This window comes from Novosphingobium aeonii, from assembly GCF_052279045.1.
Taxonomy (GTDB): domain Bacteria; phylum Pseudomonadota; class Alphaproteobacteria; order Sphingomonadales; family Sphingomonadaceae; genus Novosphingobium.
On record NZ_CP176833.1, the window covers coordinates 567,091 to 585,006 of the forward strand.

Annotated in this window: 15 protein-coding genes; 8 read left to right on the top strand and 7 right to left on the bottom strand. The window is 62.6% G+C overall.

The features are described from left to right. Window positions 1–8: 8 nt before the first annotated feature. From ACLIMP_RS18240 to qhpG, 5 genes are read left to right on the top strand one after another with little or no spacing between them, the layout of a single operon-like run. Window positions 9–1,250 carry a ferritin-like domain-containing protein gene (locus tag ACLIMP_RS18240; protein WP_443478753.1) on the top strand — a complete coding sequence of 414 codons (1,242 nt, stop codon included), beginning with the start codon at window positions 9–11 and terminating at the stop codon, window positions 1,248–1,250. Next, window positions 1,247–2,629: a hypothetical protein gene (locus ACLIMP_RS18245; RefSeq protein ID WP_443478754.1), complete on the top strand. Its 1,383-nt coding sequence runs from the start codon at window positions 1,247–1,249 to the stop codon at window positions 2,627–2,629. Before ACLIMP_RS18240 ends, ACLIMP_RS18245 begins: the two co-directional genes overlap by 4 nt. Next, window positions 2,626–3,504, top strand: a complete 879-nt coding sequence (locus ACLIMP_RS18250; protein ID WP_324699360.1) for a LodA/GoxA family CTQ-dependent oxidase — start codon at window positions 2,626–2,628, stop codon at window positions 3,502–3,504. Before ACLIMP_RS18245 ends, ACLIMP_RS18250 begins: the two co-directional genes overlap by 4 nt. A gap of 4 nt (window positions 3,505–3,508) precedes the next feature. Next, window positions 3,509–4,852 carry an SPASM domain-containing protein gene (locus tag ACLIMP_RS18255; RefSeq protein WP_443478755.1) on the top strand — a complete coding sequence of 448 codons (1,344 nt, stop codon included), beginning with the start codon at window positions 3,509–3,511 and terminating at the stop codon, window positions 4,850–4,852. Next, on the top strand, window positions 4,849–6,258 hold the full coding sequence (qhpG, locus tag ACLIMP_RS18260; RefSeq protein WP_443478756.1) for a flavin-dependent monooxygenase QhpG: 1,410 nt from the start codon (window positions 4,849–4,851) through the stop codon (window positions 6,256–6,258). The genes ACLIMP_RS18255 and qhpG overlap by 4 nt, the downstream gene beginning before the upstream one ends. 660 nt (window positions 6,259–6,918) lie before the next feature. Here the strand turns inward: qhpG and ACLIMP_RS18265 are convergent. From ACLIMP_RS18265 to ACLIMP_RS18280, 4 genes are all read right to left on the bottom strand, one after another. After that, entirely contained in the window at window positions 6,919–8,112 is a 1,194-nt protein-coding gene (locus ACLIMP_RS18265) for an IS91 family transposase (RefSeq protein ID WP_185999475.1), read from the bottom strand. Between the two features lie 4 nt (window positions 8,113–8,116). Continuing rightward, window positions 8,117–9,022, bottom strand: coding sequence for a tyrosine-type recombinase/integrase (locus ACLIMP_RS18270; protein WP_221937281.1), 906 nt, complete (start codon window positions 9,020–9,022; stop codon window positions 8,117–8,119). A 282-nt stretch (window positions 9,023–9,304) separates the two neighbouring features. Continuing rightward, complete coding sequence (locus ACLIMP_RS18275) at window positions 9,305–10,249, bottom strand: alpha/beta hydrolase (RefSeq protein ID WP_324699386.1); 945 nt, start codon at window positions 10,247–10,249, stop codon at window positions 9,305–9,307. Window positions 10,250–10,555: 306 nt separating this feature from the next. Further along, window positions 10,556–11,218, bottom strand: a complete 663-nt coding sequence (locus ACLIMP_RS18280) for a TetR/AcrR family transcriptional regulator (protein WP_443478757.1) — start codon at window positions 11,216–11,218, stop codon at window positions 10,556–10,558. Window positions 11,219–11,262: 44 nt separating this feature from the next. On the opposite strand from ACLIMP_RS18280, the gene ACLIMP_RS18285 reads away from it, so the two are divergent. Continuing rightward, window positions 11,263–12,018: an SDR family NAD(P)-dependent oxidoreductase gene (locus ACLIMP_RS18285; RefSeq protein ID WP_324699388.1), complete on the top strand. Its 756-nt coding sequence runs from the start codon at window positions 11,263–11,265 to the stop codon at window positions 12,016–12,018. A 230-nt stretch (window positions 12,019–12,248) separates the two neighbouring features. Continuing rightward, window positions 12,249–13,025 (top strand): MBL fold metallo-hydrolase, encoded by a 777-nt coding sequence (locus ACLIMP_RS18290; RefSeq protein ID WP_443478758.1) that lies wholly within the window; start codon window positions 12,249–12,251, stop codon window positions 13,023–13,025. Window positions 13,026–13,416: 391 nt separating this feature from the next. Here ACLIMP_RS18290 and ACLIMP_RS18295 read toward each other — a convergent pair whose 3' ends face one another. The 3 genes from ACLIMP_RS18295 to ACLIMP_RS18305 all read right to left on the bottom strand — a co-directional run bounded on the left by ACLIMP_RS18295 (window position 13,417) and on the right by ACLIMP_RS18305 (window position 17,098). Beyond that, the gene (locus ACLIMP_RS18295; protein WP_324699389.1) at window positions 13,417–14,343 is read right to left on the bottom strand and encodes a family 43 glycosylhydrolase; all 927 of its coding nucleotides are present in this window, start codon (window positions 14,341–14,343) and stop codon (window positions 13,417–13,419) included. Window positions 14,344–14,974: 631 nt separating this feature from the next. Further along, entirely contained in the window at window positions 14,975–16,135 is a 1,161-nt protein-coding gene (locus ACLIMP_RS18300) for an IS30 family transposase (protein ID WP_443478759.1), read from the bottom strand. A 516-nt stretch (window positions 16,136–16,651) separates the two neighbouring features. Further along, window positions 16,652–17,098 (bottom strand): MarR family winged helix-turn-helix transcriptional regulator, encoded by a 447-nt coding sequence (locus tag ACLIMP_RS18305; RefSeq protein ID WP_054436096.1) that lies wholly within the window; start codon window positions 17,096–17,098, stop codon window positions 16,652–16,654. 220 nt (window positions 17,099–17,318) lie between these two features. Between ACLIMP_RS18305 and ectA the strand changes: the two genes are divergently transcribed. Next, window positions 17,319–17,900 carry a diaminobutyrate acetyltransferase gene (gene ectA / locus ACLIMP_RS18310; protein ID WP_443478760.1) on the top strand — a complete coding sequence of 194 codons (582 nt, stop codon included), beginning with the start codon at window positions 17,319–17,321 and terminating at the stop codon, window positions 17,898–17,900. Window positions 17,901–17,916: the final 16 nt, after the last annotated feature.

Here is a 17,916-nt window from a genome sequence, read left to right on the forward strand (position 1 = left end):
TCCAGTATTTGTTCGCCGCCTATTCGCTTGGCGGCCCGCAGGTGCCCGCCGAACACCACGATAAGGTGGCGCGCTGGCAGGCCGTGCTCCTCGGCATAGCACGGGAGGAGATGGGGCACCTCGTCACGGTCCAGAATCTCCTTAAGCTGCTTGGCGGCCCGATCAACCTCGAACGCGACGACTTCCCGTGGGATACGCCATTCTATCCCTTTCCGTTCTCTCTCGAGCCGGTGAGCCTCGGATCGCTCGCCCGCTACGTGTGCATCGAGAGTCCCGAGACGTGGCCCGATCCATGGGCGAAGAGACGTGCGGAGATCGAGGGGATAGGGTTTCCCGGCGGCGCCAGCGACTTCAAGCGCGTCGGTCTGCTCTACGAAACGCTGAAAAACCTGGTCGGCGACAAGACGCTGATTCCCGACGATCTCTTCCATGCCGACACGCTCAGCTTCCAGGCCAGCTTCGCCGAGTGGGGACGTGGCTATGCGGCTGGCGCGCGTGGCGCGACGGAACCTGGAGCGAGGGTGCCGGACGTCCTGATCCACACCGCTTACTCCCGTTCGACCGCACTGGATGCGCTCGAGGCGGTCGCCGAGCAGGGGGAGGCATCGCACGCCGACGGCGACAAGGATCCTGCCCCTTCGCACTTTGAGCGGTTCATGGGACTATTCCTGGAGATCGAAGCCGTCACGGGCTGGACTCCATGGCGTCCCGTTGCCGCCAATCCCCGAGCGGTCGGGGATCCCGACGCGGTGCCCGGCACGACCTACATCGGCAATCCAGTGGCGCGGGTCTGGGCGCGTCTGCTCAACCTGCGCTACCGGATGCTGCTTTCCTACATCGCCCATAGCTTCCGAATCTCCGGCGACTACACGTCGGCGGACGGCCTGACGCGAAGCGCGGTGCTTAATCGCGCGTTCGGGGAGATGTATAATCTCCGGGCCATCGCCAACATCCTCGTCTCCATGCCGGCCGACGACCCCAAGCAGCCGGAACGCGCGGCGCCGAGCTTCGAGCTTCCCTACTCGATGGATCTACCTATGCTCGACCGGGACGCCTGGCGGCAGCACATCGACCTCCTTCAGGCGTCGGCCAAGCTGATCGGCCAGATCCATGGAACCGCCGGCTCCGCCGCCGACGCGTATCTGGATTCGCTGCTTGCCCTGGATGGGCAGGCGATCGCGACCTTCGAGGCGGCGGTCCGGGGCAGCCGCGGCCCCGGTCTCGCTTACAGCGTGGGAGGACGGGCATGAGCATCCTGGAGCTTCGCATCCTACCGCCACTTTCGGTCGCCCGCCTTGGCGCCTCGGCGACACCCTTGGAAAGCTATCGGATCGAGGTCGATGACAAGCATCCCCTCGGCTACCGCAACGTGGTCCCCGACGAGACGTTGGAGCTGAGCAAGGAAACGGGTGAGATCGTCCGATGCTACACACCGAAGCGCGTGAAGTTTCGCGATGGCGACGATGTCCGGCCGGTGGCGCCGTTCCTCGAGGTGTTTGCGCGGACGTCCGAAGACGTGCTTGAGCCGCTGACGGTCGATCTTCTGGAAGCGCACGGCCTGAAGCCGGCGGACGTGAACTGGACCGTCCACCTCGGATGCCGCAAGATCGAGCGGCGCACGTTCGACAAGAATGATCGGATCGAGGCGATCCTCAAAGTTGGCGACCACGCTCGGCACAGGGTCGATGCGACCTGCGCCAACTTTCGTGACGGCATGACCCTTCCGATTGGATGGGTGCAGTATGTTCGCCCCAACGAGGACTTCCCGGAGATCCGGCTCCGCTTTACGCCCGCCGCCGGACTGGTCTACGGCGCAAGTCCGACCGGCGCCGTCTTCGATACCAAAGGCCCCGACCCCGCGCACACCGATCCGAACGTGCCCCCTGAGCGCATCATCTACGATCCCAGGAAGGGCAACTGGCTGGGTTATGTCCAGATAGAGGCCTTTTCCCACCTGTTTACGAACCCTGGCAACATCTTCGCCCAGAATGACGAAGGTGTGAGCTGCGGCTATTTCGACGACGAGTGCGATGGGGTCGTGACTGTGGCCCTGGAAATCGATGGCAAGTCCCTGACGGCGTTCGCCCGCATCGGTGCGGGCCCGCCGACGTTTGCGCCGGACACGATCCCCATTCGCACGGTGGCCGACGAACTCGAACAGATCGCGTTTGGGGTCGAGCACGACGGGATGGCGACGCTCGCTGACGCGGAGGAGATTCTTCGTCGCGCCGTGGAGACCGTGCGGCTATTCAACACGGCGGCGCTCAACGGCAACACGGTCAAGGGCCGCACCAACCAGACGAGCACCATGGTGCGCCAGGACTCGAACGACTTCGGTCGCTACTTTGAGCCGATCATGGCGCCGGCGATCGTCGACAATCATGCCATCCTCGCGCTCCACCAGAACATCCTGACCGCGCTGCGTAGCAGCACCGGCGCGTGGTTCGCGGATGCCCTCCGCAGACCCGAGCAGATCGGGGATCTCTCCGATATCGGCCGCCGCAAAATGCCCGCGATGATGCGCGGCGCCGACGGACGGCATCTGGTGTTGACCCGCCGGCAGATCGATGCGGTCGTCTCGGCCGCCATGGGCAGCCTTTTCTCCGATCCGACCGAGGTGTCCGCATGACCAAGATCTCACCGAGCAACCTGGCGGCGCAACTCAACCACCGCAGCCGAGGCAATCCGTGGAACACGCTGCCTGTAACTGCGATATCCAACTGCTTCCCCGGCCTCGAGTTCGATTTTCGGGTCATATGGCGCAGGATTTTCGAGGGTTTGACCCTGATCGAATGCCATAACCTCGTGCTCGACGGGGACGGCCCTCTCGCCGACATGAAGGGTCATCGGCTGCTGGCAATCGAGGATCCCGGCGCAGGCAAGGGACCGTTGCCGATGGCCGTCGAGACGCAGGGCGTCCAGATGCCGGGTTACGAGGGGGCCCTCGGCAATCCGGATCACCTGAACGGTGTTTCCTTCATGGAGTGGGCGAACAGCCTGGCGAGGATCCACGCCGCGCAGGGTCGGGTGCTCGTGGGCTACTTCACGCCGGAACCTTCATCGGTGGAAGTCCTCTTCCCCACTGATCCGGCCGAGGTCGCGAAGCTGCCCAAGTTCGACCTCAAGGTCCGTCCGATCTTCGAGAGCAGCGCCGTGGACGGCAAGTCGATGGCGACGCTGTCTCAGGCGCTGATCGAGCCTGGGGAGCTGACGCAGGGGCTCTGCTCCCCTTGGCAGAACGACTATCGCGAATGTGCGTGCTACTACTGGGCCGCGAGCCGCCCCGACTTCGTGAACGTGGTCGATGGCCCGGACGGCACCAGCGTGGGTGACAACTGGATGGCCATCGAGCGCCCCCCGGGCGGCGGCTACATCCTCGACGATCGGAGCGATGGCGACGTCTGGAGCTACGACCAACTGTTTCAGAACTGGCAGGGCTTCCTGAAGTTCGTGGTCGGAGGCTCGGAGGAGCAGGATCGGCTGGACAGGGAGGATCGGTCGTAGCGCCATGACCTTGGCCACCGCCATCATCGACGCTTCACGCCCCCGCTCACGCGACGCACATGTGCTCCGGTGGGACGGTGCCGCTCAGCTTCTCCTTCCGGACGGTAGCCAACTGTTCGACATCGACGAGGCGCTTGCCGACGAACTCACGCTGGCCGGCTCGTCCGCAGACGGTGCCGCCACCGCTGCGATCCTAGCACGCCTCGGTCTCGAGCCGCGCGCGGACCGCTGCGCGTCGACCCCGGACGATCGACGCGTGCGGGCGATCTCGCTCGCTGTTGCGCAGAGTTGCAATCTCGGGTGCGGCTACTGTTACGCCCAGGGTGGATCGTTCGGTGGGTCACCCAAGGGGATGGACCTGGGGACCGCGCAGGCCGCGATCGACATGCTTTTGCGGGAGACCCTTCCCTACGAGCAGGTCAACATCGCCTTTCTGGGCGGCGAGCCGCTTATGGGTCGCGATGTCGTGCATGCGTCAACCCGATATGCGGTCGAGGAGGCGGCGCGGCGCGGTATCGCCGTTTCCTTCTCCATCACCACCAACGGCACCCTTGTCTCCGAGCGCGACATCGAGCTGTTTGACGCGCACCGCTTCGCCGTCACCGTCAGTCTCGACGGTGTCGGCGGCGACCACGACCTGCAGCGTCCCTTCAAGGGTGGCCGCGGAAGCTACGCGCGGATCATGGAGCGCATCGCACCACTGCTCGGCGGCGGGCGTGGCTGCCAGGTATCGGCCCGCGTGACCGTCACGCCGCGTAATCTCGACCTGCTGCCGATGCTCAATCACTTCACGGACATCGGCTTCCACAGCGTCGGGTTCTCGCCAATGCTTTCCGCGCCCGGCGAGCAGGATGAGATGCAGGAGCGGCACCTGCACTCAATGCTCGAGCAGATGGTTTCCTGCGGCCGGGAATTCGAGGCGAGGACCGCCGCCGGCGAGCGCTACCCGTTCCTGAACCTCCTCAACGCGCTTCGCGAGATCCACCGCGGCACGCACCGCCCCTATCCCTGTGGCGCCGGGGCCGGCTACCTCGGCGTCTCTGCGGAAGGGGAGTTGGCCGCCTGCCACCGCTTCGTCGACGCGCCGGAAGGTGCGATGGGCACGCTTGCGGACGGCGTTGATCGCGAGCGGCAGGATGTCTGGCTGAACGAACGGCACGTCCACGCCCAGCCTGGATGCCGTTCGTGTTGGGCTCGCTACCTTTGCGCTGGCGGTTGCCATCACGAGACACTGAGCCGTGGCCGTCCGGCCTGCGACTTCATTCGTGGCTGGCTGCACTACGCGATCGGGGCCTACGGCCGCCTCTCGCGGACGAGGCCCGACTTCATCGGCCAACTGGTGCGGTGACGGGCCTTACCGACGTGATCGTCGTCGGCGGCGGTCCGGCGGGGTGCATCAGCGCGCTTGCGCTTTGTCGCCTGGGCTTGTCGGTCCGCCTGATCGAGGAGCATGTCGGCGCCAGACCCCATGTCGGCGAGGCGATCAGCGTGGCCGTTCTCCGCCAGCTCCACGACTTAGGCCTCGAAGGCATCCTAGATCGTGCCGGCTGGCAGCGGTTTTCACGGTGCGACGAGCGCTGGGCAACGGAAAGCTGGATCACGAGGGACGCACCACCGGGCGCGGCGACGTTAGACCGGGGCCGCTTCGATGCGGCACTGGTGGACATCTGTCGGGAGGCGGGTGTCGTCGTCGATCTCGGACGCCGCGCCACCACCGCCATCCGTCGGTCAGAAGGAGGTTGGAGCGTTATACTCGCGGATGGCGAGGTTCGCGGGGCCAACTTCTTGGTCGATGCGGCTGGTCGGCGGGGCCTGTTGCCGAAGTCGCGCCGCTGGCAGGGACCGCGCACGATCGCGCTCTATGCCTATTGGAGCGGTGCGGGTCTCCCGGATCGACCCCGCATCGCGGCCGGTGGAGGCGTTTGGTCTTGGGGCGCGCCGGTCGCGGATCTGGGCTTCAACGCTACGCTGTTCACCGATCGTCAGGCCTTGCCACGGAGCCGAGGGGATCTGCGCCAGATCTATCTCGACGGGTTGGCCGACACGGACCTCCTGCCTCAATTAAGAACCGTCCTTTCCTGCGGCCAAGTGACCGCGTGCGACGCCAGTGCCTGGCTCGACGAGGAGGCAGTGGGCCGGGACTATATCAAGGTCGGAGAGGCGGCGCAGAGCTTCGATCCGCTAGCCTCGATGGGCGTCCAGCACTGTATCCAGTCGGCCCGTAGTGCGTCCGTCGTGGTCAACACCATCCTTCGCCGACCCGGCTCGCAAGCCGTGGCGCGGCAATACTATGAGCAGAGGTTGGAGCGATCGGCCTGGACGCATGCCGTCGCGACCAAAGAGATCTACGGCCGGAGCGTCCACGCCGAGAAGCCGTTCTGGCGGTCCCGGTGCGCGGGCGGCGCGGCGGCTGCGCGCGTCGAGGCGCATCCCATGAGCCGTCCCAAGCCAGTTCTCTCGACGCCCATCCATCTGGACCGAAGCCGCGTTGTGGAGGTACCCTGTCTGTGCGGTGATTTCGTCGAGCCACGCCTAGCGGTGTTGGCTGGGACCGAGGGGGAGCCTGTAGCCTTCCTCGGCGGCATTCCGATTGACATGATCGTACTAGCGATAGTGGATAGCGAAACGGTCGGGGACCTGCTGGAGGCACTCGTGCGCGGGCAAGCCGGAACTCAAGCCCACCGGGTCTGCGGCTGGCTCATCGACAAGGGAGTCGTTCAGGTGTCCGCTGTGTGCGAACAGCCACGACGATGATTGTCGGTCGGTCGGAGGCGTTCTGGAAGCTCAGAACTAGCTTGGGTAAAGTGACCAATTTGTAACGATGGAAGCAGACGCGCGCTCGATGGTCGCGAGAGGGAAATCAGCGCTGGGTGGCGGATCAAATCGTTTTGGACGCCGCGCCGGCGGTTGGTAGCGGCGTGAGAGCGTTACCGGTCCGTCTTAGCATGAATGTAAGTGTGACGCGCGCAGGTGTCAGCTACTGCTTGTACATTGCTAAAAGCCGACGGCCTGCAAACGAACCAATATCCGTCTTTTAACGAGACCAGTCGGGCAAATGCTGAACGTCGGCTTTTGAGAAGACCTGCCATTCTACATTTCATCGGCGAACGGCGGCTAAGTCCAAGGATTTCGGGCGCTTGCGTACGGAATCCTGACATGGAGGAACCCGCGGGCCCCATCCACCGATCTATGGGCAAAAGGGCTTTGGTGTGGATCTGGTTGACTGAGGCAGACGTGCCAGTTTGCCCATCATAGGCAGGCTGGCAAGGGCTTTGGGTACGATTAGGCCGCGTTGCTTCCCTGACCCGGTATGCAATGTGCGCTGTTTTGATCGAGCCCGTGAGGTGGGCGCACTTTTCCGTATGGGCCGAGACGGAATGACCTCGGCCATGCTGTAGGGTGAGCCATGCCGGATCATGGCGCGTATTTCCGGGTCAGGAATGTTGGCGCCGGCGGTGCGCGAGGCTGATACCAACGCGCGAAGGCCTCGATGATGGTCATGTGCCCGCCGCAGCACGGACATGGCGGGCGGTGATCAGGCGGCTCGTCGGGTTCGGGCTCCTCGACCGGCGCGGCGAGGCCCAGCAGCCCACGAGCCAGTGCCATGGCCTCCTTATGCGCTGAACTGGCGAGCAGGCCATAATGCCGGATGCGGTGGAAGCCGCGCGGCAGGACGTGGATCAGGAAGCGGCGGATGAACTCGTCGGTCGCCAGCGTCATGACCTGCTGACGTTCAGCAGCATTACGGCGATAATCCTTGTAGCGGAATGTCACGCCGGACCCGTCGAAGCCAATGAGCCGCCGGTTCGAGATCGCGACGCGGTGGGTGTAGCGCGAGAGATAGGCCAGGACTGCCTGCGGGCCGGCGAAGGGTGGCTTGGCATAGACCACCCAGCGCTTCTTCCGGATCGGCGAGAGATGCCGCAGGAATGTCGTGCGGGCGGCAAGATGGGCATGAGCGCCGAAGAAGCCCAGCTTGCCGGCATCGAACAATGCCAGCAGGCGGGTGAGGAACAGCCGGCGGAACAATGCGCCCAGCACGCGCACCGGTAGCAGGAAGGCGGGGCGCGAGGAGATCCACCGCGTGCCGTCCGGCGCGATGCCGCCACCGGGCACGATCATGTGCACGTGCGGGTGGTGGGTCAGCGCCGATCCCCAAGTATGCAGCACGGCAGTGATGCCGACCCGTGCGCCGAGGTGTTTAGCATCGGCGGCGATGGTCAGCAGCGTGTCCGCAGCCGCGCGGAACAGCAGGTCATAGATCACCGCCTTGTTCTGCCACGCGATGGCGGCGATCTCGGCGGGTACAGTGAACACGACATGGAAGTAGCCGACCGGCAACAGATCGGCTTCGCGCGCCGCCAGCCAGGTGCGCGCCGCGGCGCCCTGGCACTTGGGACAATGCCGGTTGCGGCACGAGTTGTAGGCGACCCGCCAGTGCCCGCAGTCGTCGCAGGCCTCGATGTGACCGCCCAGCGCGGCGGTGCGACAGTTCTCGATGGCCGTCATGACCTTGAGCTGGCCGAGACTGAGATGCCCGGCATGGGCTGCGCGATACGCGGACCCGGCACAACGGAAGATATCGGCGACCTCGAGCGAGATGCGCACCGGCTTAACCGGGAGGTGCTCTACCTTCCATCAAGGCCACAATCTGGTCGAGCGGGCTGGCCACCGCCCGCATGGTCTTGCTCGAAACCTTGGTATAGATGGCGGTGGTGTCGATGTTTGTGTGGCCTAGCAGCACCTGGATGACGCGGATATCCACACCTTGCTCAAGCAGGTGAGTGGCAAACGAGTGGCGCAATGTGTGCGGGCTCACTCGCTTGTGGATCCCGGCGAACTCCGCCGCCTCATGCACGGCGCGGTTCAACTGGCGCGCCGAGATCGGATCCGTGCAATTGCGACCCGGGAACAGCCATCCATGGGGCAACATCACTCCGCGGCGCTTGCCTTCGCGCCACCATTGCCGGAGCAGATCCAGCAGATGCGGTGAGAGCATGGCGTTACGGTCCTTGCGTCCCTTGCCCTGTTCGACACGGATGATCATGCGCTCGCTGTCGACGTCTCCAACCTTGAGGTGGGTGACTTCGGACACGCGCAAACCTGCGCCGTAAGCCACGCTGAAGGCGGCCTTGTACTTGATGCCTGGGGCTGCCTCGATCAGTCGTGCGGCCTCCTCGACGCTCAGGACATCTCGAAGCTTGGGTTCACACCGTATGACGGAAAGACCCAGCGCAATCTCCGGCCGCTTGAGCGTCATGGTGAAGAGGAAGCGCAGAGCCGATACTGCGGCGTTGATGGTCGCCGGTCCAACGGCGCGCCGATGCTGGTCGAGTTGAAATCGCCGGAGGTCTTCTGCGTTGGCGGTGTCGGGAGGGCGGCCCAGAAACGCGGCGAAGGATCGTACGTGGCGAATGTAGTCCTGCTGCGTATGCACCCCGAGTCCTCGAAGCTTCATATCCTGTAGCATCCGCTGGCGCAGCGAACCGGTGGGGGCCGACATAATCGTAGTGTCCATGGTGAGTTCCTTTGCGTTGAAGGAACCTCACAATCTCATGGCGACTCCGCCCCAACCAACGTCTGGCAATTACGGCGCGACCTCACCCCAAACACCCCTCCCGCGGAGCGGGTTCGTCCAAGTCCCAGCCCCGGCCATAACCGGACTGACCGCTCGTAGGCGCGGGACTTTTCCAATTGAGCGGCTTGGATGGGCGCATTGTGTTGCTGCCAGTCCGTCGCCGACCCATTCCAGACGCTCAACGCTAAAACTTTTCTTCCCAGGAGCCGACTGGCCGCTATCCTACTGGCGGAGCCCGACTGTGACCGGCAGTAGGTACTTCAGCCCGTGGGTGAAGCCGCGCGGCGCGACGCTGACGTGATCTTCGTCATTGAGAACTTCCGTCTGCAAACGAAGGGAGGGATATCTGCGGGATCGCAGGATCTGATCCATGTCCCTGGTATCAGTCACCATATTGGCGGATTTGGAAAAACGCGCATCGCCGGGTCGCGTCTCTTCGTATTCGCCAATGTACATGTAGACCCGCGCCGGCAAGTCGTCGTGGCTGGTCGCGTAGGCGCGTGCCTGATTCACCATGAAATGATGATCGTACCAGAACGAGGGGCTCCCCAGAACATAGCCATCAAACAGGCCGGGTTCGCTCAGCAGGATCTGCATGCCGAGCAGCGAGCCGTATGAATGGCCCAGAAAAATCCGCCGCTTCTCGTCCGTCCGGTAGCGTTGAGCGACGAAAGGTAGCACTTGGTCCCGAACATAGGTTTGATAGGCCTTCGCTTGACCGTGTACCGCTCCCTTCGGCGATCCGGCAGGGCCGTTCTCCGTCGGCGTGTAATCGCGACGGCGGCTTTCCACGCCGCCTTCCCCTTTTGCATAAGAGAGCCCGACGAGGATGAACTCTTCGATGGTCGGCCCCTCGACATTGAGACGGCGGCCGATCTGCTTGAGCATCGGGAACGCGTAATCGGCGTCCGTCGCATAGATTACCGGATATCGACGCTCAGGCTGTGTGCGGTAGGATGGCGGTAGGGCCACGAAGACCTGATAGCCTCGTTGCGATGCGGGATCGGGCACGTCCCATACCTCGCTTTCGGTGACCTCGTAGGGCCGCCCGTCCCCTCGTTGTACGGCTACGCCGGGCGTCTCTTTTGCCTGGGTTTGTCCCGTGGACGCATCCGTGCAGGCGGCGAGCGCGTTGGCACAGAAGCCGATGAAAAGGAATTGCTTCAACAATGCCGCCCCCGTCTTAACAATGTCGAGCTTAGATCCCGGCGGCCCCCGGCCGTCAGAATTCGTAATCACCGTAGAGTGTTAGCAGTCGCTCGGAAGACTGTCTCGATCACGTCAGCCCCAAGGAAAGGCGCTTCGTCGCATCGCTTGAATGATCAGATCGGCAATTTCATCGCCATCAAGAGCATTCAAACTAAAATCAGGCTGATTGGATTAAGACGAGTGCCGAGCGGTTTCTGAAACCGACCCATTCCGGACCTTAAATGGCAAATTGAGCGCACCGATAAGAGGAAGGTCCGCTTATCCTTACACGCTCCGACTGGCGGCCACCAAATAACCGTGGCAGGCCTCGGGGAGTTCGCGCCGAAGTCGCGCGAAATTTTCCTCTGAAGGGTCGGCCTCCATGACGACCCGGACGGACCCGCCCAACAGCGCCGCTAGCATGAAAGCCACTGACGCTCGGTCGGCGAATTGCGCATCGCAGGCACTGGCGAGCAGCCCATCGATCGACACCGTCATGGTCTGCGCCGCTCTGCTCATCAGTTCGGACAAGTCAAATTCGGCAGAGATGCCGTAGATAGCGCGCGAGGCGACCATGTCTGCCATCTTCGCGTCCAGCCAGGCCGTCGCCACGCCATGCGCGATCGTCTTGAGGTCACCGCCCATCAACTGGTCTGTCGCGTCCCTCATCGCCGTTTCGATCAGGTTGAACTGGCGCTCGACCAGAGCGAAGAGCAACGCCTGCTTGTGGGGGTAATACTGGTACATCGTACCTACGGAAACGCCGGCGCGCTCGGCGACCCGCGTCGTGGTGAGATGTCCGAGTCCCCGCGTCAGCAAAACCTGAATGGTCGCGCAGTGAATGGCCTCGATCGTCACGGCAGAACGCACCTGTCGCGGCGTCTTGCGCGGTTTTAGCAGTGCAGGCGTCGGGCGGCTCATATGCGAATACCAAAGCTGAAGGATCATTCATATCTAAGGGATAAGAACGATCCCCTGCAAGGAGCTTTACGTTGAAGACTGTCCTCATCACCGGTTGTTCGACCGGCTTCGGTCGCGACACGGCCTTACATTTCCTCAACCAGGGCTGGCGCGTGGTAGCCACCATGCGCAATCCGGCCGCCAGTACACTCCCGACGTCGGACCGGCTGCATATCCTTCCGCTCGACGTGACCGATGCAGACAGCATCGCGGCTGCAATCGGGCAGGCCGGAGCGATCGACGTGCTCGTGAACAACGCCGGTATGGGATGGCTGAACGCGGTCGAGGGCTCGCCTCTCGAAACGGTGCGCGAGGTTTTTGAAACCAACCTGTTCGGGGCGATCGCGATGATGCAGGCCGTCCTTCCCGGGATGCGAGAGCGACGCTCGGGCGTCGTCGTCAATGTCAGTTCCAGCTCGCTCTACAAGCCCTTGCCCCTGCTGTCGGTCTATCGTGCCAGCAAGGCGGCGATGAACGCTCTCAGCGAATCCGCCGCGCACGAACTGGCACCCTTCGGCATCCGCGTTCGGGTCGTCATGCCCGGCATGGCGCCATCGACCAGTTTTGGCAGCACCGCCCAAGGCCACGTGGCCGATGCCGGTGGCTTCGCCGAACCCTATGCCGACTATGCCCGGCAAACGCTGGCGACGATGATGGAGGCTGCCAATGGCCCGGTCACAGAGGCCCAGGACGTCGCGGATGCGATCTTCCGTGCGGCGACCGACGCGGACTGTCCGGCGGTTCTTCCGGCGGGCGCAGACGCCATTGCCTGGGCGGAGGTGAAGTGATCCACTTGAAGCGAGGCCCTATGTCATCCGCGAACCGCTACTACTCCGGGCCCGTCTCATCCCACTTCGACGGGCACCGCTTTACGAACTCGGCAGGAGAGCCGGAAACGGACCGGTCTATGCGCGATATCCTGCGCTGGTATCGCACGGCTCCCCGGACCAGATGGCCGAAATCGATGCCGGTGTCTCCCATCGTTCCGGCGGAACGGGTGGAGGGATTGTGCATCACCATGGTCGGCCATGCATCCGTGCTGATCCAAACCGGCGGGCTCAACATCCTGACCGATCCGGTCTGGTCCAACCGTGCCAGTCCGCTCGCCTTTGCCGGGCCGCGCCGCGTGACCGCGCCGGGTGTCCGGATGAGCGATCTGCCACCCATCGACGCGGTCCTCCTGTCCCACAATCACTACGACCATCTGGACGTTGCGACCCTGCGTCAGCTTCAGGCGCGGCATGCCCCAAGGATCATCACCCCTTTGGGCAACGACAGCATAATTCGCCGCCACATCCCCGATGCCCGCGTCGAAACGGGCGACTGGTTCGACCGCTTCGACATCGCCCCGGGTGCTCAAGCGCATGTCGTACCGGCCTTGCACTGGTCATCGCGTGGTGCCCGCGATCGCCGCATGGCTCTGTGGGGCGGCTTCATGTTGCAGGCCTTTGGCCGGACGGTCTATTTCGCTGGGGACACTGGCTACGGCACAGGTGCGATCTTTCGCAACTTGCGGGCACGCTTCGGGCCGGTCGATGTCGCAATCCTACCGATCGGTGCGTATGCACCGCGCTGGTTCATGGCAGCCCAGCATACCGATCCCGACGATGCCATCCAGATCATGCTGGACCTGGATGCAAAAGCGGCTGTCGGCATGCACTGGGGGACATTCAAGCTGACGGACGAACCCTGGGATGAACCCGCCCGGCGCCTAACGGCGAGCCTGCGTACAGGCGGCATCGATGCCGCGAAATTCATAGCCATGCGGCCTGCTGAAACAGCTGAATTCGAATAGCTACATGCCCCGGGGTGCGCGTACACCACCGACCCTTTGTCGCCGTTCAACCGCCGATTGTCCGCTCCCAGGTGCAGCCGGTCTGCTATGCCATTCAGGATGCCCAAGACTGGCCGGTTGCGGAATGGCGGCTCACCGGCTCAGATCGGCAGATAGCTGCCCGTCGCCTTTCGTTTGGCGCATCGCCAACAAAGGAGATTTGCTGCCGGTCTGCAGACCCCCCATTGCGGCCCCTCATCAGCCGGAGGGTCGCGCTCCATAGCGGCCTGTCGGTGCTCACCGCTCGGGAAGGAACGCAACCTGACCAGAGAGCCCCATCTCAGTCATGTTTATGGAACATCGGCGCTTGCGGCGGTCCTCCGGTGCAAGCGCCCCCATTCACACTCTCTATTTATCGCGGTATACGCACACCGCTGCGGTTCAGATGCAGCGGCGCAATGCGTCCGTCCGGCAGGTAGTTGACCTCGCAGAGAACGCTCCGGCGGAAAAGCGGTGAAGTGCCGGGTTGGGATTGATCATTGCACGCGAAAAACCACTTGCCGCGCCATTCAAAGAACGACCCGTGCCGATCAAAATTGAGCCAGTCCTTCGGACGATATTGTGGCGGGGGCGCATGGGGCCCGCGCATGGCGCTGTCGTTGCGGAAGGTCTCGTCTACATTTTCAGGCTTCAGCAACGCCCCTTGACACTTGAAGGGGCCGTACGGTGAGCTGCTGACTGCATAGTAGGTGCCCCAAGACAAGTAATAGAGATCACCTCGACGGTGGAGAAACGGCTTGTCGTCCGTTTTACCGGGTCCGAACGGCCCTTCCTTGTCGGTAATCTCGACCAGACGCGGTTCCTCGGCCAAGGAGACCATATCCTCGTTAAGACGCACCACATAGAAGTCGAAGGTGCCGAAGACCATGTAGCTGGTCCCGTCCGCTTCTTGGAGAATGCCCGGGTCGCGCGATGCAGTCGGAACTTGCCCCTTTGCGATCAATGGCTTCCCGAGAGGGTCTTTCCACGGACCTTCTGGCCGGTAGCTCTCGACCACCCCGATGTCCTCCGGACCCATGGAAAAGTAGAGATAGAACTTTCCGTTTCGAGCGGCCGCATCCGTAGCCCAACATTGGGTACTTGGCTGACGCAAGTAGGTCTGTTCCGGCGTGAGGGTTCCTGCGAGCATCCAATTTTCGAGATCGGTGCTACGCCAGATTTGCCAATCGTTCATGGTGAAGGTTAAATTGTCTGGTTTCGCATCATGTGTCGCGTAGAGCCAGGCGACGTCATTGTAGACCCGGATCTGCGGGTCACATACACCTGCCGGAAGCTTCATCGGATTTCGAATTGATCGAAACTTGACTTCCGCGCTGCAACCGAACGAAGGAGCAACAAGCGCAGACCCGGCTATCAAGGAAACTTGGAGCAAGTCCCGACGTGATACGTCCATTTATTATCTCTCCACTGATCGACGTTGGGATCATCGTCCCTGCGTTTTCAGGGTAAACGACACGTTCCATCGCGTCCAATAGCGCCTTCTCGATAGGCCATAGCCTGTAACTATGGATCGCCTCTGTCCGTGGAGGACGTACGCGCGCGGAAGAAGCGAGCTGCGGTTCAATAAGTGAGCGGGCATAACCGCGAGCGGCGGAGTTCAGGATCGTTAATTAATCGCGATATGTTTGATCGAGGCTCTGCGATCTGATTGGACGGGTCGACCGACTGCCAGGCGACACTGGCGGTTGAAAGGCGCGAAATGGGACGGCTAGATCTGGTCGGCAGGTGCCGCTTTGGTCGGGTGCGATCAATGTCAATCATCGGCGGCCTGTCACCCGAAAGCGGCCTGACCGCCATCCACCCATCCCGGTCTTTGTGGTGCCCTTATCGCTTCTCTTGAAACCGGTCCGGCGGGTTTGTGCAAGGCTCGTGACGTTTGCGTCTTTGATCGGCTGCGATGGGTGGTGGGTTCAACGGGTGGCGGCAACACAGGCTTGAAAGCGCTCTGCGGGTGTTTGGTATTCGAGCGTTTTCCTTGGCCGTTCGTTGAGTTGCCGGGCAACGGCACTCAGTTTGGCCTGGCTGTATAGCGATAGATCGGTTCCTCTGGGAAAGTATTGTCGTAGCAGACGATTGGTGTTTTCGTTGGAGCCGCGCTGCCAAGGCGATTGCGGATCGCAGAAATAGACTTCGACATCGGTAGCCAGTGAGAGGCGCGGATGATCGGCCAGTTCCTTGCCGCGATCCCAGGTGAGCGACTTGTAGAGTTCGCGCGGTAGGCGCTGCGTCTGCCTGATCAGCGCCGACACCACGCTCCTTGTGTCCTTGTTGGCGACCTTGACCAGCATCACGTAGCGCGAATGCCGTTCGACCAGCGTCGCGATGTAGCTGTTCTTTGTGCCTCCGATCAGATCGCCTTCCCAGTGGCCGGGAATGGCGCGGTCCTCGACCGACGCGGGACGCTCGCTGATCGACACGGCATCCTTGATCTGTCCCAGCCCGTTGCGCTTGAGGCTGGCGTGCCGCGACCTGCGGATGGTGCGCCGGGCGCGCAGATGCTCCAGCAATTCCTTCTTCAGAACTCCCCGCGCCTGTATGTACAAGCTTCTGTAGATAGTCTCGTGCGACACTTGCCTATGCGGCTCCTCGGGAAAGCTGCGCCTGAGCCACCCCGCAATCTGCTCTGGTGACCATTTGCGGCACAGCTTGGCCGATACTGCCCGGGCCAATGGCGGCGAGCAAGCCAACTTGCAGGGCTTGGGCCGCAAGGCTCGGTCCCAGGCCGCCTGATCGGACACGGTCGCCCGATACCGTGCAAGGCCGCCGTTACGCCTGACTTCGCGACTGATCGTCGAAGGCGCGGGGCCCAGTCGCCGTGCTATCGCACGCAAGGGTTCACTGACGCTCAGGCCCCGCGATATCTCCTCCCGTTCGGCAAGGCTCAGCGCAAGGCGGCCACGCTTGCGATCGGCGGGCCTGATACCGCCGGTCGGCGAAATCACCGAAAATACCGACGATGACTCTCGATCAAACCTTCGCCCGATCGAACTCATCGATTCCCCGCGCTGCCAACGATCCCATATCTCCGCTCGCTGGCTGGCCGTGTAATATATCCGACGACGCTGCTTCATCGCGACACTCCATCTTCCTCAAAAGATTAAAGTGTTGCCACCACCCGTTGAACCCACCACCAGCCTCAGTCATGAGCGGACTGACTGCTCATAGGCGCGCTGCTTTTCCAATTGAACGGCTTGGATGGGCGCGTAGCTGTCAAAGCACAGATGGCAATCTCTATGCCAGGAGCGTCAGCTTTCTTGGGCTACGTGCTCGGAACCGGACCGAGCAAAATTTCCCATTGCCGGCCGTTCATCATCGCCGATCTCTCAGTCAACGAATGACCGCTTTGGAGATGCTCTTAGAAGGCGCTGAATGGCGGCTCTGTCCGCGTCTCAAGTCACCCTGACAGGGGTGAGGCTGGTTGCACTTGCATTCAAAGCGCTCGATGACCTTTTCGGCCATTCCTCCCAATGTTCAGTGTTGTTTGTCGGTCTGTCTCCCCAGCGCTCCAGCGATGACTTCGATGTGATGGGAAGGATGCGTGGCAATCTCCGCCGATTCTCTAAATCCGTCCGTTCGAAGCAGTTTAATCAGACCAGGCCTGCGCTCTCGGGCGTAAGCAACCCATCGAGCCGTTCCAGCGCAGCCAGGATCATCGCCTGCTCCCAAGAGGCAAGGCCGGCATAACCCTGGCTGAAGCGCATCTGGAGCGGAAACGGCGAGGCCTTCAGCTTTTCCCGGCCGAGTTCGGTGACTTGCAACAATACCTGCCGCTTGTCGGTAAGGCCGCGCGTGCGCGTCACGAGCTGCGCCGCCACCAGGCGATCGACGATGTTGGTGATCGTCGCCTGTCCAAAACCCAGGGCGCTCGCGACCGCGCTCGGCGTGATCGTCTCGTTGCCTCCGATCTGCCGTAGCACCAGTGCCTGCGAGGAGGTCAAGCTCGTCGCAGCGGCCATTTTCCGGTTCTCTAGCTCGGCTGCGTCGAGAATTTTTCGCAGGGCCAGAAGTGCCGCCGGTGTGAGATCGATTTCCATGCCCGATAGCTAGCTTTCCTGCGGGTTTGCGCCAAGCGTGAAGATGCTTCGAAAATCGAATTAATTGCAGTTCCATGACGGTGTGAAAGCGAACTTTTGAAACCGTACTGTTGCGCATATTCTCGCAATCCCTATGGTATGACGCGAGAACCACGAATGACATGGCAACGGCCAAGCACGCGAATGTGCTTCGGAGGGTGAAGTAATACTCGATGATAATGTGAATGAAGTTGGCCCGCAGAGCGATTCCGCGAGCCCGATCCGCGCGCGCGACGAGGGCGGCGTTGCGGAAGGAAATTCCGGCGCTGCTATCGTCCTGCGCGAACCCAAAGCCGAGGACGGGCCGGCCATTTCCGCCTTGATCGCGGCATCGCCGCCGCTCGACGGCAACTCGGCCTACTGCAATCTTCTCCAGTGCAGCGACTTTGCCGGCACTTGCGTGGTCGCCGAAAGGGACGGCCGGCTGCTCGGCTGGATTTCCGCCTATCGTCCGCCCTCCCGTCCCGACTGTATCTTCGTCTGGCAGGTCGCCGTGGCGGCCGAGGCGCGCGGGGAGGGCCTGGGTGGGCGCATGCTCGACGCATTGATCGCCCGCAGCGCTTCGCGCGGCGCGCGTGAACTCACCACGACCATTACCGAGGCGAACTCGGCCTCCTGGGCGCTTTTTTCCGCCTTCGCGCGGCGCCACGGCGCCGTCCTGACGCGCTCCACGCGCTTCGAACGCGATGCCCATTTCGCCGGAGCGCACGATACCGAATGGCAGGCGAGCATTTCGCCGCTGCCGTTCATTCCGTCCAACTGAACAGGAAATTCCTCCA